The organism is Anabaena sp. WFMT, from assembly GCF_051781005.1.
Classification (GTDB): domain Bacteria; phylum Cyanobacteriota; class Cyanobacteriia; order Cyanobacteriales; family Nostocaceae; genus Anabaena.
Map to the genome: position 1 here is coordinate 102,710 of NZ_JBPWOA010000054.1, position 26,368 is coordinate 129,077.

Here is a 26,368-nt window from a genome sequence, read left to right on the forward strand (position 1 = left end):
GACGCGAAGAACACGAAGGAAGAAGAGAAAACAAGAGAAGAAAACAAAAGAAAAGGAAGGAGATAGGTAAACTGATACCAATTCTTTATGAAGATGCGCGAAATTAAGATTAACGTTCGCGAAGCGTGGCGTTAGCCATACCGCAGAGACACAGAGAGAAAATCAAAAAATTTGGCGCAGTCTCACGAAGAAATGGTATGACAGTAAAAAGGAAGTGGTAATTACAGCAGATTCAAGGTTTATGAGATACAGTAACGATTGAATTTCGAGTTTTAAATCTACTTCCTAAAATTGGTGTACCTCATTTACTCTAAAAGTGCTGTATTTAGTTGAATAGCTACTGTTGAATTTTTAATTTTCATTGATAATCTTTTATCGAAAAGATGCTAATTGTTGTACCGTTTCTACCCAAATAGGAGCTTTCTTACCATTGACTGGAATCAAAGAATTCCAATGTTCTTGCAGGGATTCAAGACTCATATTTGGTAGTTTCTGTTGCCCCCAAGCGATCGCATCAGCAGGTGTTTTCCAATTCGTCCAAGGTGGATTTTCAGCAATGGGAATAAATTGACTCGAATTTGTAGAATTAGCAGCAGGTAGTAAACCTAAAATAGCAACTTCTAACCATAACTGTGGTTGAGTAGATAATTTTACTTGCACTTCACATTGTCTCAAGTGCTGCTGTCCTGCCAAAATAGTTGTAGTCTCCCAATCTTTAGCTATTTGACACAATTGTTGCCAAGTATCTTCAGTTAGCATCACCATTTCCTTACTGCTAGGAGAAGTTTTAGCAATCAACATATCTCGATAAAAGCTAGTGAGGTTTTGCATAATTATTAAAGGTTCTTTACCCCATTCCAACAAATTCCGAATGATGGTAATGATTGAATTACTATCATTTTCAGCGATTCTTTCCACCATTGTTAGCAACTCATACTCAGGCACATTCCCCACCATTTCCCATACCCAATTTTGGTCAATGGTGATATTTAGTAAACTCAATTGATCCAGTAAACATTGACTATCCCGCAAACAACCAGAAGAGATTTGTGCTACCAGACGTAATGCTTGTGGAGTAATATCAATTAATTCCTCATTCACAATTTGGTTGAGGTGTTGTATCATATCCTCAACACCAATTCTTTTAAAATCGAACCTTTGACAACGAGAAATTATTGTTGCAGGAACTTTGTGAATTTCTGTGGTGCAGAGGATAAACACTACATTTTTTGGTGGTTCTTCCAAGGTTTTGAGTAAAGCTTGAAATCCTTGTGAACTGAGGCTATGCACTTCATCTAAAACAAACACCTTGTAGCGACTATTGACAGGTATAATGTGAGTACGGTCAATAATTTGTCTGATATTTTCAACACCAGAGTTACTAGCAGCATCTATTTCCACCACATCCAGAGATAAACCTTTGGAAATGCTGGTACAGGAATTGCACAGGCCGCAGGGTGTAGGAGTAGGAAAATCACCATGTTGACAATTGAGAGATTTAGCAAATATGCGTGCGCTGGAAGTTTTACCTGTACCTCTAGGTCCAGTGAAGAGGTACGCCGGGGCAATTCGTTGGGATGTGATAGCATTGGTGAGAGTAGTTGCGATCGCTCTTTGACCAACAAGTTCAGCAAAAGACTGGGGACGATATTTCAGGTGAAGTGGTTGGTATGTCATGTTTTTTCAAAAGTAGATAAGTTGAATTTCCCCAAGCTCATGTATTAGTAATAAACTTGGGGTGTGAGTAATTTTTGGTGTGGTTGTTAAAACAGATTTGATGTAACGAACCACAGAGACACAGAGTACACAGAGGAATTAGGGTTGAAGAGAAATTTTGCGTTACTTTTGACTGACAAGTATTGAGGTTTGGTTTGATAAATCTAAACTACTGCAATTTTTTATTCAGTCATTCTATGCAGCAGCGACTTTCTTTTTCCTTCCTCTAGGTTTAGGAGTAGAATTGGCAGAAGTTCGAGAATTAGTTCTAGTTTCTGCTGTAGTTTTCTGTGGAGAAGAATCTGTTTTTATCACATCATTTTTATCCTTGATATCTTCTTCTATTTCCACCGCTTCAGCCGCTACATTTATTCCCTCATTTACTTCAGTTACTGACGAAATATTTTCTGTAACGATAACTTCCTCGTTATCATCTGAAGCATCTTCTTCTATTGCTGTGCTGTTATTATTAATAAGTTGAACTGGCATTACCAAAATTAATTGATTGAGAATGCCATCAACAGGAGTAATAACCACAGGAGTTGTAGTTTGGTTGATATTAATTAATACCTCATTTGTAGGTAGAAATTTGAGAGCCTGTTCCATATATTTGATATTAAACCCCATGACTAATTGTTGCTGATAATCATCTTGTGGTTTAATATTCAAAGATTCCACAGCACCACCTATATCTGAAGATTCAGTAGATAAAGTTGCTTGTTGATGCTGGTAGTCACAGATAATTTTGACAATCTTATTCTTTTGGTCAGCGACAATTCCCACTCGTTTTAGAGCATTATCAAATAATTTTCTATCAACAATAAATTGATGTTGAAATTGTTGGGGAATTAGAGATGAATATTTCGGATAATCTCCTTCTAATAATCTCGTGGTAATTTGGATATTGGGTAATGTAAATACCGCAATTCCATTGTCAATGTTAATAGTACATTCGCTGTTATCTCCTACACTACCTAAAATCTTTTGTAATTCTATTAGTGTAGGTTGAGGAATTGTGACTTCTACTGTATTTGAATCAGCTTCAATTTGTGCATGTTCTGTCAATTGCTCATCTGTTTCTATCGTTCCAGAAACAACTGCTAATCGATGTCCATCTGTTGCTGCTGCTTCCCAACTACTATTAGTAAATTGGAAATGAACTCCAGCTAAAACTTGTTTATTTTCATCATGACTAGCAGCAAATAATGTTCCTTCTAATGCTTGTAACAACTTAATTGCTGGTAATATAATATTCTTCCCTTCAATTTCTGGCAAAGATGGAAACTCTTGAGGACTAACTGTTTGAATTCGACATTTACCACAGGAGTGAGTAATAATGGCAGCATTATCTACAATTTCCAAAATAATATCTTGTTTGGGAAGACTAGAAATTACTTGGGTGAATAATTTAGCAGGTAAAGCAATTTTACCTTCTAGTTCTATTCTAGATTTGCATTGAACTCGAATTCCTAAACTCAAATCAAAAGCAGTCACTAAAATTTCTTGTTCGTGCTTATCCGCAACCAACAATATATTGTTGAGAATAGGATGGTGAGGTTTGTTAGGTACAGCATAACTAACCACAGCGAGGGTATCAGCCAGTTCCTTTTGAGAAATTGTAAATTTCATAATTGTGGGTTCTTTAATGTCAATGAAGTAATGAAATAAGAGGTGCTTAGTTTGCTACTAAACACCTTTATTTACCCTGTAGTTTGTATGCAGATTAGTTATTTTCTGGAATTCATGTTTGGTAAATTCTAATCAATCGCTAAACACCATTAAGATAAAAAAGACTACAGAAACGAAGATGTATGTTTATGAACTGATTTCTACTGCGTGACATTTACCGTTATTACTTGGAGAAAGTGACATGAGATAATGATGAGTCAACTGTTCAAGTTCATTGGTAAGTTGTTGTTGTCGTTGTTGAGAAAGAGATTGATAAATATGTTGAAGGGCTTTGATAGTTTCTCGTACTTGGTGAAGACAATCAGTATTGAAATTTATTGTTACTGTTTCTCCATCAGCAAAAAATGAACAGGATTGATGATTATTATTGCTGTATGAACTGACATGGGTGTCTTTGGTAATATTGGCTGTAAATGAATGAGATATTTTCATGTTTAGATAGAGATTGTACAATTTTTGGCAAGAAAGTATGATTATCTGATTGACAATGAAAGCGTTGACTGTATACAGTATTTCTATCTGTATACACCTCTTGAAAATTAGAAAACCTATCTAAAAAAAGAGATTGCGCCTTCTGATTAAAATCATCAAATACTTGGCGCGTAGCGCATAATAAATTATTTGTTTTCGTGTCAAATACCTATTATTTAAACTAATTCTGTTGATTTTGAAACTGGGTTTGTTGGTTGATATCAAGTTTGGCGATTTGAATAATTAACTCTGTTGGTACATTCCAAGATTTACATTCCCAATTTTGACTTAACCTCTCTGCTTTTCTTACATAAGTAGAGGAATTAGTGGTATTTTCAATTAGCCATTGTTTAAATTGAATTGCTTTTTCTTGAGTTTCAAAACCGAAATATGTGACTTTTCTTTGTCCCAAAGGACTGGTGATAGTAGCAACTCTGGGTGAAAGGATATTGAGAGTCCATCCACTAGCACTAAGTTGTACTCTAGTAATGTTGAGCATTGGTTTTATCTCTGTGGTTAGTTACAAAGACCTAAAATACATAAAAAATAAGAGTTTCAAGGATTTTTGTAAGTGTTATAAATAATCTTCTCCCTTGAATTTCTCCAAGGAAGAAGCGCGTCAGCGAAAGTGATTTAATCCTGTAGTGCTAAACTAAAATTGAACGACTTGGTGAAATTATTTCCTCATCTGTAAACTTTTGCAGAGAATCCATGCAAGTGTACAGTGAACGACAAGAACCTGTAGTATTATGGAAATAGGTTGCAAATTTTCTCAAACTTCTAGTTAGTGTTAATGCCAGCAAATACTCCGCAGCAATAACAGCTACCTGTTGATTAACAAATAAGCTTTGGCGGTTTCGTGCTTGAATTTCAGCACATGATAAACTTGTTGAATTTGATTCTTCAGGTAATGGGGTTAGCAGTTCTGGATGTTGTCTAGAAGGACTGGGAAGATTAAAACAAAAATTGGGTTTTTGAAGATTATCAAAAGCATCTGCTAAGGTAAATTGGTTAGTAGAACCAAGCACTACTTGTCCAGAACTAGAATTAGTATGATTACCGCAATCTAACCACCAAATTTGTGGTAGAGAACCTGAGTAAGTTTGGTCTAAGCAATTGCTAATTTCAGCACGCGCAGCAGCATTATCTACGCAACCGATAATAACTGTTAACTTGCGCCATTTGGTTGATACAATCTTTTTTGTGAATGGTTTAGCGATCGCTCTAATCTGTACTCCTAATCCTAAACTGTATCTAGCTGCTAGGACTTCCGCTTTGTATAACCCAACCTCAGACTGTTGAAAATTCTGTCGGGGGATGTTTCTGGGTTCAATGATATCTGGGTCTACAACTATACAAGAAGTGGTTTTGTTGCTGTTTGCTTCAATCTCCAGCATCAGTCTAGCAACCGACGGAATCAAAAAACCTCCTGTCCCACCAGCACCCACAACTATAAACTCAACGTGATTATGTGCGGGTAGCATAAGCGGGACAGAATGAGCAAAAGATAGGTCTAATTTCATCATGGTGTAATATCTGTGACATCAAAACCGTTTTGTAGCGGTATCATTCCTTGAATTTTTACCTCTGCGTTCTCTGCGTCTCTGTGGTTATTTACAGATGTTTTCAACTATTTAAATCACACATTGATTCCTAACGCACTTCGTGCTTCGCTCCGCTGGTGCGCCTTTGTTTCTCTGCGACTCTGCGCGAAACAAAAACTGTGGTTTATTTACCTGTAATTGCTGTAATCATTTAGATACTACTGAATTGGATGTTAAACAACTTGGTAACTCAAATACCCAGTCACCAGGGATGTACCAAAAGTGGCTGTATGTACCCAACCGCACGCAGATATGGGGATTAGTGAAAATCTCACCCAAAACAGCGAAGATTCTGAATTTTCCGGCTTCTTCCTCGTCGTCAGTAGTAGAAAATTGTGCGCTCATACTGTGGTGACTGTGTATCTCAATCATCGCAGTCTCATAGAACAAGCTGGTTGCCTCTACTGGAGTTACACTGGTAGATGTGGCAGTTTGTTCTGGGGTGTGCAGATGCCACTGTCCGTCCGTAAAGCAGAGATAAAAGAGTATTTCTTGGTGTCCCGCATTTTGAGCTAACTGTAAAATTTGCAACGTTAACCTAGCGGAAACTAAGGGATATTGCAGGTGAAAGTAGGGTGTGAGATGTGGTAAACCGCGAATACTGCATTGGTTGATAGGAAAGCACGCAGATAGTCCTTGACGTGCAGCACGGACAAACGCTCCGTTCCCAGCTACCCAGTATTCCATCATTTTGCCTGTTATCAGTGGTAAGTCGGTGCTGGTGGCAAATTGATAATTGATAAGTGCAGGTATAGTCATGAGATAATCTCTTCAATTGCAGTGGTAATGGTTTTGTTACCCCAAGGCACTAAATCCCGTGTGGGGTATCTTTTAGATTTGTTGTTGTGTAGTTGCTGTAAAAGCAATCGCACATCTTCAGGATATGATTTGGATTTACCCTGCACCGAATCTTGATTGAAAGCACTATCCCAAAATAATTGCCATACCTGCATGATATTTTCAAGGGAACAATGGGGAACAGAATTTTCACCAAAACAGATAGAACCGTTCTCCATCACGTTTGGTAAAGGTGCATAAAACAGTGGAGAACTTTGGTTAAATTTCTTAATAGCCCAAATCCAATATTGACGATTACATCCTGCAAATATTAACCCCGGCATAGGTATTTTTAAAGTTGTAGTTTCTAAGGAGATGCAAGAACGTTGTGGTGGATAAAACTGCACTAACCATTCTCCTTTGTGGCATCTTCCCCACCTCACGGTATTTACTGGTAAATAACCTGAATCAATCGGTTCAGCAGCAAAAGCTTCTCTCAATGCAGCAGGAGCGATAAATTTGTAATTTGTTGTTTCTCCTTCTTTGTAAACTAGAAGGTATTGACCAGGCAGAAATAGTAGATGTGCCAGTGTTTCTGTATGAGTAGTTTGGTTAATAATTGAATGTGAGATATCACCAATGTTGAGTTGAGGTAAAATGTTAGTTAATACCGTGCTTTGTTCCATAGTTTGATTACCTGTTTTCTATGGTCAATAGAAGATTCAATCCATTCTGAAAACTCCGTCATTTTCTGGCAATATGTTTGGCATAATTGCCATTGTTCGGCTAAATATTTCAGCACTGCTTGCTCCCAATCAAATGAGACATATTCTTCATGGGTGACATTTAACCAAATACATTCTGTACTGTGGTCAATGATAGATATGACATCATAAAGTAGAGACAAAGGTGATGTTGTTTGTTGACATAGTAAGGAAAGATTATCCCAATTTATTTTATCCACCGTTACCAATTTATGAGGAATGAATCCAAAGCAAGAATTCCAATCTTCTTGAGGATGTCCATAACCTATAATTGATAATAGAAATTGTTCTGTGAAACTGAGTTCTTCTAAACCTATTTCCCACCAATCTATGTTTTGGGAGTAAACGGGAATTTCTGTGTATCTTTCTGTGCATTCCCGAAAATCTTCGTGGTAATCTATGGGAAATAACCACTCATTTACCAGTTCCAAAAACTCAATTTCTAGGTCACTGTAAACACTGGGATGTGAATGTTGTCTCAAGGGAGTCGTTGAGGATGACCATTCACTGGGGAACAGTTCTTTGTAGAGACTGAGGTAATTAATTTGTTCGCTGAGTTCTTCTAAATACCAAATTCCCTCTTGCACAGTTTGGGGAATCTGGTATGTTTTCAAAGACTCAGCAGCCAATTGATATTGAGACTGCATTAGAAGCCGGAAATTGGTATTTGTGAAGGTATAGGTGGAGATTTTTTGAGAATATTTAAACTCTTCTCTAATTCAGTTTGCCATTCTCTCCCAGTGGTAATTGCTGTTGTTAGTTCATCTTGTAATAACAGCAGATTTTCGATATTCAGATGACCTTGAATTTCTAATATTTTGATTTGCCAACTTAATAGTAAAGCTGGGTTAAATTGATGTTCGCTGGTAATTAAGGTTTGGAGGATATTACCTAAACCCTTAGTACCTGCTTTCTTGACCATGCGAATTTGGGTAATTCCCTCTTTATCCGTTCGCGTAATTTCTGCATGAGCAATTTCTGGGTAGAATGGTGTCAGGGCATTGCGGAGAGTTTCGTCAGTAGCTGCAATTTCATCAGCTATGGGTATTTCTTGACCTTCAATCATCAAAATGTGAGGCATATTAAAACAGTGTTAATTGATTAGAGGGTTTAGTTTTGTGAGGATTAGTTGGTGGTAAATCAGGAGGATTGACAATTTTGTTATTCTCTGATTGGTTGACAGATAATTTCTGTTTTTGAGCTTCTTTTTGTTGGGCTTGTTCTGCTATTTGTGGTAAAATAGCTTTTAGTTTCGTAAAAACTTCAGCTATTACTGGATATTGTTCGATTTCATGCAGTGTACTAACTTGCATGATTGGTGGTTGTTCCTTGATTCCAGCCGTGATTAATACCTGCCGTAAATCGTTTGTAGTAGCTGGTAAAATTTGGATGCCTAAGATGATAGTGTTGCTGTCAAAATCAAATCTATCTTCTTTTTCAGATGCTACGTTAACAACATCAGTTTCTGTGAATGAGGTGGTGAAATCAGCATCGTTATCGTCAGTTTCTACATCTTCATCTACAATTTGTTGATTTTCAATTTTTGACATAATTAGTAGTTAGGAAAGATTAGCTAAACGGTGTAAAATCTGTATATTCATTCCCCATTTCCTGAATGATTGCCATTTGTATTCACACTCCCCTGGTGTGTATTTAGCTGATAGCTGACTCCATTCCTCCCAAGCAGAAAGTAGGGTAGGATTGACTGATTTCAAAGCCATTCCTACCTTGATCCATGAATCATATTTATCTGCAAAGCGAGGATGAATAATTTCTAGTAGTAGCAGTGCTGTTTCTGTATCCTCACCTGTAAATTCTCGATTGGTTGGTAAGGTATTACTGTTTTTGTGGTAGCCTCTTTTTGGTGGTTTCGCACGTTTGGTCATTTGTTCGATTATCCAAGATGGTGCGATCGCAACTTCAACTTGGTCAGGACGACAACCACTCAGCCAACGATAATAACCTGTTTGTGGATGAATACTGGGGGGAAGTATTGATGGTAGTTTAGTACCTCTAAATTCTAAAACTTCACCGGGGGCGGTGGTGATTTTGCGGGATTTGAGGTGAGGGTGAGTGTTACCTGGTAATTTCAGTAAATATTGCGCCCTTCCTGGTCGTCCCGATGTAAATGCAACTGTAGTGGGTAGTGGTTGATGTGCGATAATTGCTGCATGGGCGCTGTATCCATCACAGTCTATGGCGATTAAAAATTCTTGGGAGTTTTGACCGCAAAGTATACCTATACCTGTGGGGGTTACTTTGTAAAACCCGTGATGTCGGTTTCTGACTGGTACTTTCTCATATTGCTGGAGTTGGTTCAGCAATGCTTGAGGAGACCAGGGGTGTTGTTCCCATTGATACCCTAATGGTCTTTTTCCTTGGGTGGGGATGATAGGCCAGTGTGGGGGGAGTAGTTTTAAGGTGTCAATTAGTTTTTGGGTTTGTGGTTTTTTTCAGCATGGGTTTTAATTTTGGTTGAGGTTGCAAATGGGATAAAAATGTTGGCAGTTTCTGACTTGAATGAAAAATAGGCCTTTTTGGTTAGAGTCGATGAGGAGTATTGTTTTGTTTAAAGGATAAAGTGGCTGCTCCAATTAAGCTGGAAGGCTTATTTTTCCGTTGTGCAAAACCTGTTGCGATTGCTGTGACTTGAACCATAATTCGGGTCTTGGTAACTTTTGGTGATGATGAAAGGTTACGACTATTATGATCACCAAAAACTGACAACAACCACTTTATCCTTTAAAAAACTGCAAACAATTCCTTTAAGTCACACAAAAATAGTGAAAGTAGAAAATTCATCTTTTCCATTAGACTTTTCAGCAATGTCTGCGTTAGCAGACTTTGGTCACATATCACTAATTTGGGTAAGTTTATATTATATCTTGTATAAACTAAATAAATTGTGATTTCAAGGATAAAGTGAGTCTATTGCATTTCTTCCACGTAGTTATGACCAACGCAAACAGATTGGTTGAATTAAGCTACTGGTAACCATATCAAGTAACCCATGTAAGTTATGATTTATTTTGGGGTACTAAAATAAGCTTAATTGGATGTATTCTGGGGCTTGCTCTATTACAGATTCATCTAATAAATCATCCTCAAAATCATCAAATTCTTCCTCAACATTTAGCCTAGATATATATTCAGAAATTTGTTTGGCAGAATGAACTGGTTGTGGTAGTAAAGTTACTATTTCTGTGTCAAGAAAAGGAGAAGCTTCTCGTAATCTATGTACTACTAATGTCCATTCTTCTGGCTTATCTTCTGATTGGAGACATAACCAAGAAATTTCTAGCGCGGATTGGTTCCATCCTGGCTTTGATACTCTATCACGCTGCCTTGAACTTGCTGGTCTTTTTGCAGATTGGGGAGAACGACCTATTGAGTAAAAAGCAGAGCTAAAATCCGGGTTATGATAAATGCCACTATACCTGTTAAACCCAGATATAGGACAAACGTGAGCTACCAAACCATCACTGGAATATCGTAGTCTAGCTACACGCAGAAGTTGTGGATTTTGGCAAGAAAGAAGTTTGTTTTGATGCCAAAGATTATTTGGGTCTTTTGCCTCGTCTCCTGACACAAGTTTTAAAAGTGAAGGAAGGTCTTGGCGGAGATTTTGGTCATCTAATAATAGTAGAGTTGGATTTTTTATTTCTAAATCTGCAAAAGCTCGCCCCACAAAGTTTTTTATCTGCTCTGAGGTATAGTTTGAGTTATACTTCTGCTCAAACATGGCTACCGTGAATAAACTTTCATCATATGGCATCCAAGTCGGCCCATAATCCCCTGGTAAAGACACTTGCATTTGAGATGAATTATTTTCTGAAGGGATTTTGATAAGTATAGGGATAACTACCTTTGTTTCTCCTTTACTTCGAGCGTTGAGACGAATTATTTTGATAGCAATTATATCTAAATTATGAGGCAGTGATGTTTGATAAAACCCCGTATAAAAGGGTATACCTAAAGGGAAATTTAACTGGCGCATTAAATCTAAAATTGCATTTAAGCACCTTGCTTTGTAAGCTTTTTTTTGAGTATTTAACTTGTTCTTTTTACTTTCATAGTTTTTAACTTGTTTTTCGTCATTAGAATCTATAGGAGCAAATTCTTCTGGATTGATATATTCCGTTTCTGGTTGTAAAAATTGACTTACCCAACTTGCATAAGCGTGTCCCCAACGAATTGCTGCTTTTGGGTCAGTTAACCTCCTTTGCTTGTCGAATTTTCGGTAATCAACTAACTCGATAAGAATACCTCGTTTTTCGTTACTAGGTTTAGGCTGCGTTAGCAGTTGGCGTTCGATTAGTCTAGCTCTATTTTTGCTGGCGGCTGCTTTGGCTTGGCCAGAATAAGAACCACCTAAAGATAAAGGAGAAAGCCATTCATTAGGCAAGGGAGTTTTGTCTACTTTCAATAAATAACTTTCTCCTAAACAGTTGGTAAATTTGTAAGTTTCATTGTCTATTTCTTGAACAGTTCCTTGTACTTGTTTGCTTTCTAAAAATTCTCTCAACACCTCTAACAAAGTATTTACTGAATTAGATGAAATCCTAATCCGGTAAACTTGCTCACTAATGGTAGATGTTTCTTTATGTTTAGAAAGTCGTCGTTTTCTGCAATGACTAAAGTCTATTTTATTGATGATTGGCGCTGCCACTACTCCAGGCGGTAAAGCTGTTGTTAATCTTTCAAATAACTCAAATCTATCAGCTGGTTCTAGCCCAACTCCTACTGGGTGAGAACCTAGTCGCGTTCTGTGTGATAGTAAATATTGTGGTGCATATTTTGCGGGGTCGCTTAAAAACTGCATTGCTTCTGGAATATCAATATGAGGAGCTATCATCGCCAAAATTTTGTCAATTCTAGCTTTCCAAATAACCGAGTCATGCCGCATTAACTTGAGGTTGATTAGAGTAGTTTCTCGTTCTACACTTGGATCTGAATTTGGCTTGAGCCATCCTAAATTTTCCATTGCTACATAAACGCTGCTGTCTTCTCCTTTCGGCAGGAATATTTTTTGTCTGGCACCGGGAAGTGGTTGATTTCCTGGATTATCCCAAGCAGTCATAGGTTTAGAAATATAGCGTCTAATACCTGCTTGAAATAGTAACAAGTAGGGAGTTTTGCCGTTAGGAGGAGCGATATAAAACTTTAAGTAATATGAATACCTAGCTACTTGTTCAGCATTATTGGAAGGTGAATAGTTGATAGGAGGCCAGGTAACTAGATAAGCCTCTTTGCCAGTAGATGGAGACACCACTAAAGGCCAATATTCTTCATGACCATTAGCATTCCTTAAACCTAACTGAAATCCCTTTCTAGTTAACCAGCGTGCTATGAGTTCAGGCAAGACCACTTCTAGAACATCAAAGGGAGCATTTTTTAAATTTATGAGTTCCCAATTTAATTCTGCACGACCTGACTCTATCTCAGCTAGGACGGATTTGACTACTTTCAGGTCATAGTTGACTGACAACCAATTTTGTATAATTGCCCAAAATTGGTTTAAATCAATTAAACCACTATAAGCATGAACAATTATCCAATACTCTGGTCTAATTTCTGGAACGCGAGAAAAGGAGTTAGGAAAAATGTAGAGAATGTCAGAGGCACAACCTCTTAAAGCTGCATAGAGACTGAGTATGGGAGGAGTATGGTCTACATCTGCTAGACCTTTTATAATGTCTATCCAAGTTACCGGCAGTCTTAATCCATACACTTCTCCCATGACTAAAGGGTCAAAATTATCATTGAATAACCAAGCTAAAGTCTGTAGCCTGTCAATGGGAGGTAATTGTTCTTGTGCTTGAGTCATTTTATTTACCGTCCGTTGCTATTATGTTCTAAATGTTCTACCAGAGCTTTTAGACGGTCATAAATTGATCCATATAAAATTCTGGCTAATTGTTGTTCTACCTGGGGTTTATTGCTATTAGGAGAAAGGTACTCTCCAAAAATTTCTACCCATCCTTTTAGGAGACTACGTTCTGCACCTTGTGGATAAAATGCTGAGTCACAGAAGAAGACTCTTGTAGGAACATTTCCTCTGGTAGCTCTGCCCAAAGCCTGTACTATAGAAACAGCTTGATCCCAAAGAAGTTCATGCCAAAAATCAACATCAATGGAAGCCGAGCCATGATGTGAAGCTCTGAGTCGTCGATGCCAGTTTTTGTAAGACAGGCTTCGCAATTTAGCGATCGCTTCTGCTGCCGTTTCTCCTAAGCTAGACGGTAAAATATTACTCCCTTGTAAAATATCATCAAATACCAAGCGGTTTATCGCTCTAATTTGCCTACCGAAATCTGTTGGCACTGGGTAAGGGCGTACTAAAAAAAATACACTACCCAAGTAGGCTTTGTTGGTTATTGGTGACAAAATGTTATATCCGCGTTGTACGGCTCCTAAAGGTGCTACCAATAAATCACGCCCTCTTGTTGAAAATTGTTCAACTTGTCCTCGTCGTAGGAGCCATTCAGCAATTTTTTCGTCTCTGTCTGATTGAAGACAATCTACCCGATTTCTCCACCTGCTAGATTCTTGCAATTCTCTAGCGACTAACTGTGCTTCTGGGTAACTGCCTGTAATTAGAATGACAGCTCTTGGTGTGCCAAGAGAATTCCAGTAATCTAACTCTTGTGTTATTCGGTCTTTACCACCACTGCCAAAAGCTAGATACTGAGTAAGTTGCAGTAGACTATCTTTTCGTCCTCTCCCAGAGCGTCCGCTAACTATTATTGCTTCTCCTCTACTGTCTGGAACTCGGATGAATTCAAAATAGCTGTTAGACAGTGCTTCAACTGCTTCAAGGGGTGGAGATAGAATTGCATGGGGTTGAATCCCAATATTGAATTGGGGACTTCCAGGCGACCAAGAGGTGGCACTAGTTATTAGCGTGTGAGGTCCATAATCGCCAGTTAAATTTACATATAGATATGGAAAGTTCAATAGCAAATAACGCCCCAAACCGAAGCAGGCTAAATATCTTAGTAAGCCCCTTGGAGTTTTCTCCTCTGTTTGGTCTACAAATTGATACCCTAACAGATGACCGAGGGGTGATTCTACATTTAAATCTATGTACTCCTCTGGAGGATTTTGGCTTAAAGAAAGTCCTTTGCCTAGTTCCGCTGTCGCAAGGAGCCAGTAACGAACCAGTTCGTTTACCTGTCGATCCATTGCTGTTAGCAACACACTAAATTCTAACCTTTCTAATATTTGTTGCGTTTGTGGTGATTGAGGAAGATGCCAAGGTAAACGTTCTTGTAGCCAAATTCTCAGTTTTTTAATTAAATTTTCCCCCTTATCATTTCGAACATCGCTGACTAACTTTTCTAAATCATTTTCGATAGTTTCACTATCTTCTAACCCATTTGATGAGGGGAGTAGATAGTAGTTTTTAAATTCCTCCTCTAAAAAAGACAAAACTTCTGATAAATCTGTCTCTGGGAAATTATCTGGTACTAAATTGCGTATAGACTCAATTAATTGTTCATAAATTAGAGAATTATAAAGAGGTCTTTCGCCTATCCATTTCCGTAAATGTATTTTGTCAAATAATCTAACGAATATTCCATCTGATAATCGTGAGGCTTCCCTAGCAACTCCTCTTAATTCGTGATAACGGGGGTCATTGAGTTGTGTTCTTCCTGAATAAAAAGATTTTTCAGCTATAGTGTGTTCAATGAAATCAAGTATAGCTGTTTGAGAACCTGCTAAATCGTTGGATGGAGCAAAGTCATCTTCTATTGATACTTGTACCCTATCCCCTTCATCAACAATTAGTAAGGAACAGTAATGATAAGCAGCTTCTAGTACCCGCATTTCAGTTCCTACCAATTCTATTGGCATTGTTGTGTAGATAAAAGCAGCAGACGTAGCTACCCAGATAGAGGCATTCACTAAATCACGGTTTGCTTGGTGAACTGGACAGATAGGAAGCAATGGGCAACTATGATATGTAATTTTATTTGAGTAATTTTTTTCTTGTTTTTTGAGGTCATCAGGACTTACTAAATTATGGCAAGGTTCTTGACCCGCTGGAATAGAAACCTCACTCAGTAGTCCTGAAAGAATGCATTTCCCTGTTAGCCAAGGGAGAGCAGGATTATCTAATAATTCTGCATTTTTTGTATCTTCTACTGAGTTGTAGGGCTGATATAAATCTTCAGGTTGTAACTTATCAGCATGAGCCATTCCATATTGATATTGATGGGAGTCTCTAGCTTTTCCCAGTATTGGAGCAGCAGATAAGCCGACTTTGATAAAATCTGCTGCCATATCAATGGCATCAGTTACTGTATTAACAATAATGCAGATTCGGAAATTTTGGTTGCTGATTGAATATTTTTCACACAAATGGTGTACCAGTAAATAGATAAGAGTACTTTTACCAGAACCAGTAGGTCCTAACAAATGAAAAATACCATTTATTGTGAATTCATTCGTAAGCTGTAAATTTTCTTCTATTAAAGATAGAGATGAATTTAACTGTTTCCATCTTTCACTCCATTGTCGTCCAGGTAGTTTTTCTTCAAGTTTTATTGCTGATTCCCTTAAATCACATAATCTGATTCTCAAAGGAGATAAAGGAGAAGAGCGTCTTTGTTTTTCACTAACTGGTATTGCCGTGGTACTAATATTAGATAAACACTCTTTCATTCCGTCAATGAGTTTAGTAGGAATAAATACTGAAGTTGCCTCTGAATTAACATAAAAGCAATATTCTTTTTCTGATTTAGCCCAATTTCGCGATATAGACTTATGCTTGGCTGGTTCATTCAATGCCTTATTTATAGTTTCTACGCGTTGCGGAACAAAATTAACTACAGGTTGCCTAGTGTATGTTCCTGATTCTAAGGATATGTCGAAGAGCCTGATGCTTAGAGGCTGTTGACTATACCACAGAAGGGATTTTTTCCAAGCTGTTGCTGTGCGAATATACCGAACTCTATGACGTACTCTTGTGCAAGCTTCTATTAGCTTCTGATTGTTCTTTAATTCGTTCGGAATGAAGTTTGTTAATAAACTCCAAGCTTCTTTAATATTACTGTAGCTAGCACTTTCATAAATTTCGGCATATAGGGTTATTACTAATTCAACCTCAAAAAATCTCTTACTTTCTGTCTTAGTAAAGGTAACAGGAATTAAATCATCTTGACCTAATCGGAGGAGTTCTTTGCTAATCTCTGTTAACCAATCTTGCCAGTCTCTCATTTTTACTCCTTAGAAGATTTAAAATTTTTAACTTGACCAACAAATTGTTTGACTGAAAAAATACCTATATCTCTAAGAGCAGAATTCTCTTGACATCTCACATCCCAAACAGCTTGAAATACTTTTTTATATTTACCTTTGTATCTGTAATCCGGGAAAATATAAAAAGCTTTATCCCAGGCAGGAAATTGTTTTAAAGGTTTTAAAGACCAAGCCAGTTCTCTAGCATTTGCTTGGTCTTTCATATCTACTGCCCAAACTTTCCCATTTGGGAATTTAATCATCAAATCATAATTATCTATACTGGGCCAAAGGGAGCAATCTAAGCCTAGATTGACTAGAGTATTTATTAATTGGATTAATGACCGTTCTGGAGCTACTACAGAAGCCTGGATACCGCGAATAGTTCGCATTGATTCTGGACGATATGGTATCCATTGTTGAGGAGTATTTATATCACTAACAAGGCGAGAACACAAATCACTATAACAAACAGCACGATGCCGTGAAGAGCCTTGCCACTCCAAAGTCCACCCACATCTGGGACATAATGCTATCTGTTCAACTCCATTTTGTTTAACTCGACAATTTAGAGGGATACGTTCATAAGTTGCACACAATAAAGAACGAATTTCAGGTTCCCAGTCTAAATCGCTGTTGATAATTTTAGTTCCCCATTCTAAATAAGGATTTTGTACTAGAAACAGCCTAGCTCTTATATATTGCTCATCTAACTTATTTTCTGAGCAGTATTCTAGAATATCCTTAAAAGGAATGTCTTGAATTTCTATCTCAGGATTGCCTGAGAGCATTCTTTCACTTAGTTCATAAGCTAAATCTGTGGGTTGTCCCAGAAATAAAAGTGAGCCAAAAAGATTAGCATCAGCCATTAATTGACCGACTCCGGGCCAATCTTCTACAGGCTGGTGCAGCCAATTAACCACCTCTTTGTGATGCAAAGGTGGCATGCTTTTATGAGTTATACACAAGACAGATAATTGTTCAAGCCCTGATTTGATGTGTTCATTGGAACTGGTAATAGGAGAGGCATTTCTTTTAGTGATTTTTTCTTGTTGCTCAACTAACCCTACTGCTATTCGGGTGAGAATCTTTTTTGCTTGTATTTTTTGTGAATCTAGAGATGGTATATTACTCATAGTCTCGGTTAAGTAAATAAAATACAAAATAAGATAGCAGTTTAGTTATGTACAGTGGACAATTGAAAATTTTAGTCCTCCCACTAGTAGTTTTGGCTTCTTCATACTCACAGTCGTGTCTTTCCAATCTCTGGTGACTATGAAACTTTAATAACCATAACGCTTGGCTTCAACGGTACTTTCTCGGTTTACACTGTCAGTATAGCTTTTGTTAAGATTATATGGTTGCTATGTAAATATAAACATTTTATTAATTTTGATTTTAAAAAGGTATGTTGAACTATGAAAGCCTGGGTGAGAGGCTTCGGAAACTGCTGTATGTCGGGCATTAGATTTCCGTTTCTTGGAGCAGTTCGCCGAGCGATTCGCTTCCTACTTTTTGATTCCGCAAGAGGCACTACGAAAAATATGGGTTTGAGATTGCTTCCCAACCGTCGCAATGACGAAAATACGTTAATCTTGCGTAAGTCCTCAACAGAAGAAAATTTCTCTGCGATGTGCTGCCGAAATGCTTGGTATTAGTGATATCGAGATGGAGAAGCGACTCCACTGTATAGAGGGAGAAGAGGTTGATTTGGCAATAAATATTTATGAATAGACCTGTAATTAACACGCTCCGTGCTACAGGTAAAAAATTTACATATTTTGTTTATAGAGAATATTCAGTAACATTTCTATAGTTGTTTGATTTCTTCTTAGCATCCATATTTTGTGATATTATACTTACTTTTGGCGTATATTTATTTGCAACTACTTCCTTACGCCACCTTTCCAAATCATTAGTTATATCTCTCAAAGGTGGCATTTTACTTTGCAGATTATCACCTTTTAAATTCTGTAAAATCAACAGTTGAAAATACAATTCCCTCTGTTCACCTACAGAAAGCATCTCCTGAGATTTTTCAACTTTATCTCGAATACCACTTTTAACCTCTTCTGCATTAATGAGAGAAGAATTAATATGAGAATTATCCCTTTCCACTTGCTGCCATACCTTTTTAAGTGCAGGATGTAGGGGAACAGATATATCAGCAATATTCTTAACCTCCTTGCTACCATCCCTTGTTTTATCAACTAAACCATACTTCTCCAAATCAAACAAATGAGCATTGCGGGATATAAACTTCAACTGTGTTAAATCCCAATCGCTAATATTAAGATAATCTACCTGCTTAATAATACCTTCTGCTGTTTTATGGAGAGTAAAAGATACCATTTCTTCTTGTTCACCCTGATGATTAGTTTTATGTAGCCGTAATTGTGCCACCCCAGCTTCTACATCCCTGGATCTAGAAATAGTGTATTCTCCTATAGTTAAAGTATCAGTCTTAGCTTGTTGTAAAGCCGAATTGAGTAAACCCAAAACCTCAGTTTTTCTAAAACTTTCCAACGTTGCAAAAGTACCAGCAGGTGCTAAAGAACCTAATTGGTTAGCAATATCTCTGATATCTGCATTTTGTAGTTGTGGTAATTTCTTTTCACCCGAAATCTTCTCAGCTACCATCAAAAACTCTTGTCTTTCTACTGCTAACATTTTTGTAGGATGAACTTTAATTTTTATCTCCTGACGAGAATTGACAGTAAATTCCATCAGAGAATGAGAAAAGTTAGATAGTTCATCACGCCGATGATGGATACTATATCTTTCACCTTCTTTTCTAATTACAAAAGCATCACTTCTGTAAATTTTAGAACCATCTGCTAAAGTTTCTCCATAAGCCTTGAGAAATTCAACTGCTGTTTCAGCGATTTTGGCATTTTCAACTTTCAATTTATGCCGCATTTTCAGCCAGGTTAAACCTAGAAATCTTTGCCAATTAGCTGCAACATCCTTTTTAATAGGAACTTCTACTTCCCTAACCCAGTTCTGATTTTGAGAAGTTATTGCTGGAGATGAAACCACACCATTGTAGTTTGGTGTAAAAGCGACTTTGCGCTTTGGTGTTTCAATTTCTTCCTCTGTTGTTTCAACAAATTTATCTGACTTTTTCTTTTTATTAGTATCAGTTTTAGGTGTTGTATCTGTGACTGTTTCTTCAAATTTGATCTCATGCGTTGAAACTTGTTTATTAATAAAATCAGGTTGATGTTCTTCTGTATATGTCGTCTCAGCAGCTATAGGTATATCTCTCGTATCATCCCATTCTGGTGAATCATCTACTGGTGGTTCTGGTAATGGAGTATTTTCATCCCAAAATATGAAAGTCTCTTCTTCAAATGGTGAATCTAAAACAGATGTAAATTCGCTCTCTATTACAACACTTTCTCTGGTATGTTCTATTGATGTTGTAAATTCCAATTCTGTAGTATTATCAACAATTTGAATTTCAATATCTTGATTTCCAAAAAGTTGACCTAACAGTTCATCAACAATTGTTGTTAACTCTTCCTTTAACTCTGTTTTATTACTTGTGGAATTTTGACTAGGAGGTAAATAACGAATTATGGGTTCATAAACTACAGCAATAATTTCCTCAGTGTCTAAATTTTCAGTCACCCAGTTATGACGACATTTACCTTGATTATCTTGCTGGTAAACAGTTAATTTATCACCTGATTCAATAGTGGCAATGATAGCTAAGGAAGAGTTATTATTATATAGAACAATATCTGTGATGTCTCGAGAATTATCTGCTGCTGTTAACATTAACAGCTTGGCGATATTCTGTGCTTGGACATCAGACATTTCGGCAGATTCCCATTTCCAAGCACCAGGAAATTCCTCATCTGGAACAAGCCGATATTTCTCACTTCCTATTTGTACTTCAATTTCAGATAGGTTTTCTAGTTCTTGCTGCAATTTTTCTCTAGCTTTATCTATTAAAGCCTGGATTAATTCTGCTAATACTGAGGCTGTAATTTGAAGTTCATCAATTATATGGTCAACGGTTTTTTGATAACCTGTTGCTAATTGTGTTACTCTTTCATCAAACATATTAATATATCCATTTGAGAGCAGGATTTAAAGGTTAACAAGATTAATTTTAAAAATGTAATTTTTTGTTACATATAGCAATTCTATTTTGTTTGTGTATCCTTTATGGAATCTGTGAGCAGCACAGTATTTTTTAAACTAACCGCAGAGACGCAGAGGGCGCAGAGGTAAAGAAAAATGAAACCTTTACATTCCTTTGAAAATTGCTATATACAAATTGCTGAAAACTAGACAATTACGTTAACATTGGTAATTAGAAAAATCCTTTATAAGCATCAATAGGTAATGGTACAGCACCAGCTTGTACAGGTTGCTGAGGAATAGGAAATAATTTATTCACCTCTGCCACTCGTTTATCTAAATCCTCTTGAGTAGGACGTTGTTGAGTGCTTTTATCTGTTAACTGAGCAATCAATTCTGTCCACCTAGAGTCATTTTCTTGCTCAATATTAATTAAAACTTTGGGTATTTTAATTGTTTTTAATAAAGGAACAGAAGCTTCATTTTGATTACAGTAAGCCGGGTTGATAAATATACACTTCCCCGGTGGCAACTTCAAAAACTGTGCTGGTTCAAATAACTTCCTTGTTTTATCCTGTTCAGAAATTGAGGTACTGCTTTTACCTCCCCCAGTGCTTTTTGATTTCTGCTTATACTTAATTTCTTCATCTCCCAGGTAAGCACTAAATAACCGCGCTGATTCTTCCTCACCTGGATTAAAAATGAACTTCGTACCGCAAGCACCCAGCATGGTTTTAGCAACCTCCTTACCATAGTATTTTTCCAACTGTCCCATGTTCTGCCATCCCAGAATGCCGCAAAAACCCTCACTGCGAGATTCATTGAGCCATCTAAACAGGTCTGGTAGGTATAAAGAAGGCACTTCATCGAGGACAACAACTAATGGGTCTTGCCTTTTTTTAGCGATCGCTCTGGCTACAGTCATGTGTAAGATACTGCACAATAGTGGACCCACAGCATCCCGTCGTTCCCTATCCAACCCAAAAATAATCATCTGTTTACCCTTGATTTCCAGAGGTAGAGTCGTCTTACCCACAAAACACCCCAAAGTATTCTTTTTCATAAACCGGGTAAACATCAAACTGGCAGTACCGGCAATACCTGCAATAGTTTTCTCAGAACCAGCCGAACTGAATAACTGACCAAAAGCAATCTTAATCCAGGGATTGAGGTTAGCAGCCATTAATCTTTCTACCATGCGATCGCTACTGAGAATAGCCGCTGCTGTCATAATATCTGGATACTGAGTTTGCTTAGTCAGCATTAAGATAGCTTCAGTCAACTGGTCACCAGCAGGCCCAAAAAAAGCATCCTCGTTACTAGCAGCCATCATTTTGAAATTTTTGTTGATTACAGTTGCTAACTGCCTTGCCGTTTCCGCATCTGTAGAATCTCGGAGAAAATCAAGGGGATTACACACCTCACTTTCAGGGAAACCAGGAGCGAAAATATGGACTTGATAACCCATCTTTTTCGCATAACTGGCAACTTTAGCCTGAGTAGGGTATTTAAAGTCATATAAAACAATCGGAAAACCTTGGTCAATGGCACTATAAATCATCGGGTTAATAGCAGAAAATGATTTACCACTACCAGGCGCACCAATGACTGCTGTTCCTCTTTGTACATCTGGTATGTATAACGGTGTGGGACTTCCTGGTTCTTTATCTTGAGTTTTTTGACCTGTAAATTTGTGTCTACCAACATAGAGAGTAGCACTATCACATTGAGGATTAGCAATTTGTTTGATAGCTTTCTTTTTCGCTTTAGCTTTCTCCTTTCTTCCCCCAAAATAACTGGTAGCCAATTTGCCTTTTTTCGTTCCCGATAATATTTGTAGGAAGACAAAACCGAGTAATAATCCTGTCAGCACTAACCCATTATAGGAAAAAAGATAATGAGTGTATTTACCAATTGGTGCTTGGGGGTTTTGCAGTTCGGAAATAAAGTTGTTTGTAGTCATTTTATTTCTGTTTTTTAATGAGTTGATATTCTTTGAATATTTCCTGGTTTACACAAAATATCTTTTATCTCACGCAGAGTCGCGGAGAGGAGGCTAAGGGACTAAATATTCATTTACTAGGGAATTGTTAAAGGAGTACCCAGAAATATAGGTGATTTCTCTTGATAACTGAAGAAAGGAAACGGTCCAATAAAATAAGGTGAACAACCTAAATCAAACCAACCTCCTCTCCGACAAATGCGGAAAAAAATAGCTGTTGATGCAGTTCCAGCACCTTCATTAATATCCCACACAGCTTGTTTAAACCCCTTACCAAAAGGATGTCTTCCTGTTGGTTCTTTCCCACCATTAAGATTGCCTAATATCCCAAAACCACCCTTTACTTGTTGAAATTTACCACTCATCCATTGAGTACCTGTGATTCCACCAGCACCTGATAATTCTATGTGAGCGCATTTGTTCGTACATGAAACATTAAACCCAACTTGGTCACTACCACTAATTGAACGTTGTCGGTTTGATTCTACTTCCTTTAATGGCAAGTCTAATTTACCAACAATACTTCCTTGGGGTACAGGTGCATTGGGAAAATTAGCGAATGTTACCTGATTTAGTCCAGGTATTTTTGATATCCTAGTATTCTGCCAATTACTAAATTGTTTCAAAGCAGTTTTTTCTATTCCAGGAATGGAAGTTAGTTTATATGCAGATAAATCAATTTCTCCTAATTCTATATCTTTTATCTGGGGGAAATTATTAATAACTTGTCCTATGGTTTGTCCATTAATATTTGCAACCCCTAATATTTTTTTAATCAAATCTCGAATAGGTGGTACATTTTCTACATATTCATTAACTAGATTGGGAATGGCTTTAGTTAATTCAGGCACAGTTTGCCATTTAACAGTATCAAAATCTGATAATTTAATATTTACTAGAGAAATACCACTTAGTTGCCCAATTGATTGTAAACTGAAATTTTCTAAATTAAATACATTTTCAAAATCCCCTAATTCCATCACTTCATCTAAACTTTGTCCTGCTTGCCAATTTCTGATTGATTTATATCCAGGAAATTCAACATTGGGAAGTTCAACACTACCAGGACTAGAGAAAACAAAAGATTTAAATGTAATACTTTGCCAATCAGGAACTGGTGCATTGTTGATGTATTTGCTAGGGATAGTGTTCACTGTTGGTGTAGGAGATGCCGTTACTGGCTGAATTCCCAAAATATAACCAAGTAAATTATGATGGCGAAAGGATATTAAGCCATGTAATAATAAACTTGTACATAAACCCAAAAACATCCAGTATTTGATATGGTAATTGAAATTTAATTGATTAGTTTTTGTACTTTCAACAGGTTTTTGATTATTTTGATGATGACGATTTAGCAGCATATTTACATCCTAATTAATTACTAGAATAATCGTCTGAAAAATCTTGATTTCACTGAATTGTAGGTTTAACTTTTTGATTAGGAAGTTGATTAGGAGCAGTTGATTCAGATCCTAATTGCAATAAACGCTCAATTAGCTGAGGAGAAACTTTGACACTTTCAGCAGCATTGGTCAAATTTTTACCTGACTGTAACTCTTGAATTAGTTGTTGTAATTTCTGCCATAAAGGATTACTAGGAGTTATCCACCGTTTTTCTGCTGCTACCTGTAATCCCTTAGTAATAGTGGCGACAATTATAGAATCTGTGGGTGGTGCTTCTTTGCGGGTGACATCAGGAGTGATAGAGATGGTACTATAGCGTGGAGTACCTTTACTTGTTAGCACCTGAAAGTTGTAAACTTGCCGTGTTCCTGCTGAAGATTGCGTAATCACCGTTAAGTGTGCGCCATTTTTAGCTGTAGGCATTCCAGGAATACTAACCGGGTTAATTTGTCGCAGATGAATTAAACCTGCTCCTGAGTCTTTACAATTCGACCTGTCGGACAAACCTTGCAAACAACCATCTACATCCATAAGGATGCGGGAAGGATCATCTAACCACACTCGTTGAATAACCTCACCAGTCTCATAAAACGAGATGGATACACCATGTCCCGGCCATACTTCCACAGTTTGCAGTTGTGCTTGAGTTCCAGTGGCCTTACTTTGAGGGATAATGCGGACAGAACTCTTGGTATGAGTTGATTGTGTTCTTGGTGTTGGTAGTGCCTGAGATGGAATATTGATCAAGCAAGACGTTGTGATAGCTAGAGATAACCAGAAAAACTTGTTCATTTTCGCCCTCCAAGAGACCTTCACCAATGTGTATTCGGTAGTTTAAAGTCGCAAAGAGCGATTTACTTGAACAGTAATTTGGGTATTTTGACGGATAAACCAAATATTAGGTCGTTTCATAATTTCTGCGATCGCTTTTTGATTGCGTTCCTCTACCTGCTTGGAAACTGCACCAAACGCTCCTTGAGCAAAAGCACCCAATAAAGAGCGATTTCCATTGCGACTGGTTTGGATACTGCTAAATCCACCATTAGATTGAGAAATGCTACTTTGAATATCAGGTTGATTAACCACCTCCCCCACCTTGGCCAGTCCTGACATCAAACCTAGTCCTGCATCCAAGCTTAAAATCTCTTTACCTTTGTCTCGATATTGATTAGCAATTAAAGGTTCTCCCCCTTGACCTTGTATGACAATTGTTCCTGGTCGTAATGTATATTCAGTGCCATCTTTAAGAATGGCAGTAACAACAGCAGTAACTCTCCCAGATGAATCAACTTCTTGAATTTCTGCACTCAAAAGTGTATTAGCAGGAATCGCTTCTTCCCCAATATTGCTCAGTAAAGGTTGAGTGAGTTTCACAACAAACTTAGTTTGAAGATTGGAATTAACATTTGCCGACCAAACGACGGGTGTTTCTAATATGCCAGTAGTGTATTCTCCTACTCTTAAATACTGTTCTTCTCTGCCCTCAATAATAGCTGCTTCTTCTGGGTAATAATTCTTGCTATCACTGAAATTAGTTACCTTATCACTTTTAGTTAAAGTCTTCTCACTAATTACCGGAGTCCACTTGGCTTTTAGTTCTTCAATTCCCCCATTATTATTATCAACAGTGCTATCTAAATCTGATGATGAGTTATTAGTAGTAACTGTTTCTAGTGGTTCTAGTTGAGAATTACGATTATAACTCGACCTACGCATGGGAGTATAATCAGATGTGCTAATATTTCGAGTTTGAGTGCTTGCTACCTCCTGTTTTTCATTGGTAATTGCTGCTGCATAATAAATTTGACCACCAGAACCAAGAGAACGTAAATTTGCTAATTCTGCTAATGGATCTGAAGGTTTTGCAAGAGCTTTAAAGGTAGTTTGTTGTTTGGGTAAAATTGTTGAAGTTGCAACAGTTTGTACTGGGGGTGAAGAGCGTGCCATTGGCACTTCTCTAACAGGTCTTTCCGTTCTTATATATCTTCTAGGTTGTTGTTCCCTAGTGACTGTTGATGATGTTTCCCTGCTGACAGATTTATTAGGAATAGTTTTAGTTCTCGGCAGGTTTTCAACTGTCTGCTTATCCTGTTTTTCAACTGGTGATTCCTGTCTAATTCTATTTTGTTCTTTGAATGCTTCCAGTTCTTCAGCTTGTTTCTGTAATGCTAATTTGGCATAAATATCACCATCTTTTTTGGGAACTTCTTCTTCAGGAGGAGAGGTAGTAGCAACTTCTGGTGTTGCTTCTTTCTTAGTTATCTTGCCATTCATCATGGGATTGAGGAGCATAAAAATTAGCATAAATCCTACTCCAAATCCTCCCCCAACTACTATTGTGCGTGACCAGGGAGAATTTACAAGTGAATGTTGTGTTTCTACTAATTCTAATTCATCTGCTAATTCCACATCTGATTCAGTAATAATATTTGGATTCTCAGTACCAGCAAGATTATTTTCAGCGTTATCTTCAGCGAAATTGAGTAAATCATCTATCTTATTAGATTCAGTTCTGGTTTCTAAATTCGTTTTCATAAATCTCCTTATTGTATTTACAGTAAATAACCAAAATTCTCAATTTTTATGTATCAGGTCAAAAGCAT

General features: G+C 37.3%; 19 protein-coding genes. All 19 read right to left on the reverse strand.

Annotated elements, in window-relative coordinates:
- Positions 1-372: 372 nt before the first annotated feature.
- Positions 373-1,677 (reverse strand): DNA polymerase III subunit gamma/tau, encoded by a 1,305-nt coding sequence (locus ACSQ6I_RS26720; RefSeq protein ID WP_190714841.1) that lies wholly within the window; start codon positions 1,675-1,677, stop codon positions 373-375.
- Positions 1,678-1,911: 234 nt separating this feature from the next.
- On the reverse strand, positions 1,912-3,345 hold the full coding sequence (gene dnaN, locus ACSQ6I_RS26725; protein ID WP_190714838.1) for a DNA polymerase III subunit beta: 1,434 nt from the start codon (positions 3,343-3,345) through the stop codon (positions 1,912-1,914).
- Positions 3,346-3,531: 186 nt separating this feature from the next.
- Positions 3,532-3,837, reverse strand: a complete 306-nt coding sequence (locus tag ACSQ6I_RS26730; protein ID WP_190714836.1) for a hypothetical protein — start codon at positions 3,835-3,837, stop codon at positions 3,532-3,534.
- Between the two features lie 220 nt (positions 3,838-4,057).
- Entirely contained in the window at positions 4,058-4,375 is a 318-nt protein-coding gene (locus ACSQ6I_RS26735; RefSeq protein ID WP_190714834.1) for a hypothetical protein, read from the reverse strand.
- A 148-nt stretch (positions 4,376-4,523) separates the two neighbouring features.
- Positions 4,524-5,402 carry a ThiF family adenylyltransferase gene (locus ACSQ6I_RS26740; protein WP_438893221.1) on the reverse strand — a complete coding sequence of 293 codons (879 nt, stop codon included), beginning with the start codon at positions 5,400-5,402 and terminating at the stop codon, positions 4,524-4,526.
- 225 nt (positions 5,403-5,627) lie between these two features.
- Entirely contained in the window at positions 5,628-6,239 is a 612-nt protein-coding gene (locus ACSQ6I_RS26745) for a hypothetical protein (protein ID WP_438893222.1), read from the reverse strand.
- A complete protein-coding gene (locus tag ACSQ6I_RS26750; protein WP_438893223.1) occupies positions 6,236-6,943 on the reverse strand; it encodes a hypothetical protein in 708 nt (235 codons plus the stop codon). The genes ACSQ6I_RS26745 and ACSQ6I_RS26750 overlap by 4 nt, the downstream gene beginning before the upstream one ends.
- Positions 6,922-7,668: a hypothetical protein gene (locus ACSQ6I_RS26755; RefSeq protein WP_438893224.1), complete on the reverse strand. Its 747-nt coding sequence runs from the start codon at positions 7,666-7,668 to the stop codon at positions 6,922-6,924. The genes ACSQ6I_RS26750 and ACSQ6I_RS26755 overlap by 22 nt, the downstream gene beginning before the upstream one ends.
- Entirely contained in the window at positions 7,668-8,102 is a 435-nt protein-coding gene (locus ACSQ6I_RS26760) for a hypothetical protein (RefSeq protein ID WP_438893225.1), read from the reverse strand. The genes ACSQ6I_RS26755 and ACSQ6I_RS26760 overlap by 1 nt, the downstream gene beginning before the upstream one ends.
- A 1-nt stretch (position 8,103) precedes the next feature.
- Positions 8,104-8,571 (reverse strand): hypothetical protein, encoded by a 468-nt coding sequence (locus ACSQ6I_RS26765; protein ID WP_438893226.1) that lies wholly within the window; start codon positions 8,569-8,571, stop codon positions 8,104-8,106.
- A 9-nt stretch (positions 8,572-8,580) separates the two neighbouring features.
- A complete protein-coding gene (locus tag ACSQ6I_RS26770) occupies positions 8,581-9,450 on the reverse strand; it encodes a bifunctional DNA primase/polymerase (RefSeq protein WP_438893238.1) in 870 nt (289 codons plus the stop codon).
- A 608-nt stretch (positions 9,451-10,058) separates the two neighbouring features.
- Positions 10,059-12,848 (reverse strand): pPIWI_RE module domain-containing protein, encoded by a 2,790-nt coding sequence (locus ACSQ6I_RS26775; RefSeq protein ID WP_127055513.1) that lies wholly within the window; start codon positions 12,846-12,848, stop codon positions 10,059-10,061.
- Positions 12,849-12,853: 5 nt separating this feature from the next.
- Positions 12,854-16,243 (reverse strand): hypothetical protein, encoded by a 3,390-nt coding sequence (locus ACSQ6I_RS26780; RefSeq protein WP_127055512.1) that lies wholly within the window; start codon positions 16,241-16,243, stop codon positions 12,854-12,856.
- 2 nt (positions 16,244-16,245) lie between these two features.
- Positions 16,246-17,400: a hypothetical protein gene (locus tag ACSQ6I_RS26785; RefSeq protein WP_127055511.1), complete on the reverse strand. Its 1,155-nt coding sequence runs from the start codon at positions 17,398-17,400 to the stop codon at positions 16,246-16,248.
- 649 nt (positions 17,401-18,049) lie between these two features.
- Positions 18,050-20,335 (reverse strand): hypothetical protein, encoded by a 2,286-nt coding sequence (locus ACSQ6I_RS26790; protein ID WP_438893227.1) that lies wholly within the window; start codon positions 20,333-20,335, stop codon positions 18,050-18,052.
- Between the two features lie 253 nt (positions 20,336-20,588).
- The gene (locus tag ACSQ6I_RS26795) at positions 20,589-22,319 is read right to left on the reverse strand and encodes a type IV secretory system conjugative DNA transfer family protein (protein ID WP_438893228.1); all 1,731 of its coding nucleotides are present in this window, start codon (positions 22,317-22,319) and stop codon (positions 20,589-20,591) included.
- 116 nt (positions 22,320-22,435) lie between these two features.
- Positions 22,436-23,722, reverse strand: a complete 1,287-nt coding sequence (locus ACSQ6I_RS26800) for a hypothetical protein (RefSeq protein WP_190715016.1) — start codon at positions 23,720-23,722, stop codon at positions 22,436-22,438.
- 49 nt (positions 23,723-23,771) lie between these two features.
- Entirely contained in the window at positions 23,772-24,557 is a 786-nt protein-coding gene (locus tag ACSQ6I_RS26805; protein ID WP_190715014.1) for a hypothetical protein, read from the reverse strand.
- Positions 24,558-24,599: 42 nt separating this feature from the next.
- Positions 24,600-26,300, reverse strand: coding sequence for a TrbI/VirB10 family protein (locus ACSQ6I_RS26810; protein WP_438893229.1), 1,701 nt, complete (start codon positions 26,298-26,300; stop codon positions 24,600-24,602).
- Positions 26,301-26,368: the final 68 nt, after the last annotated feature.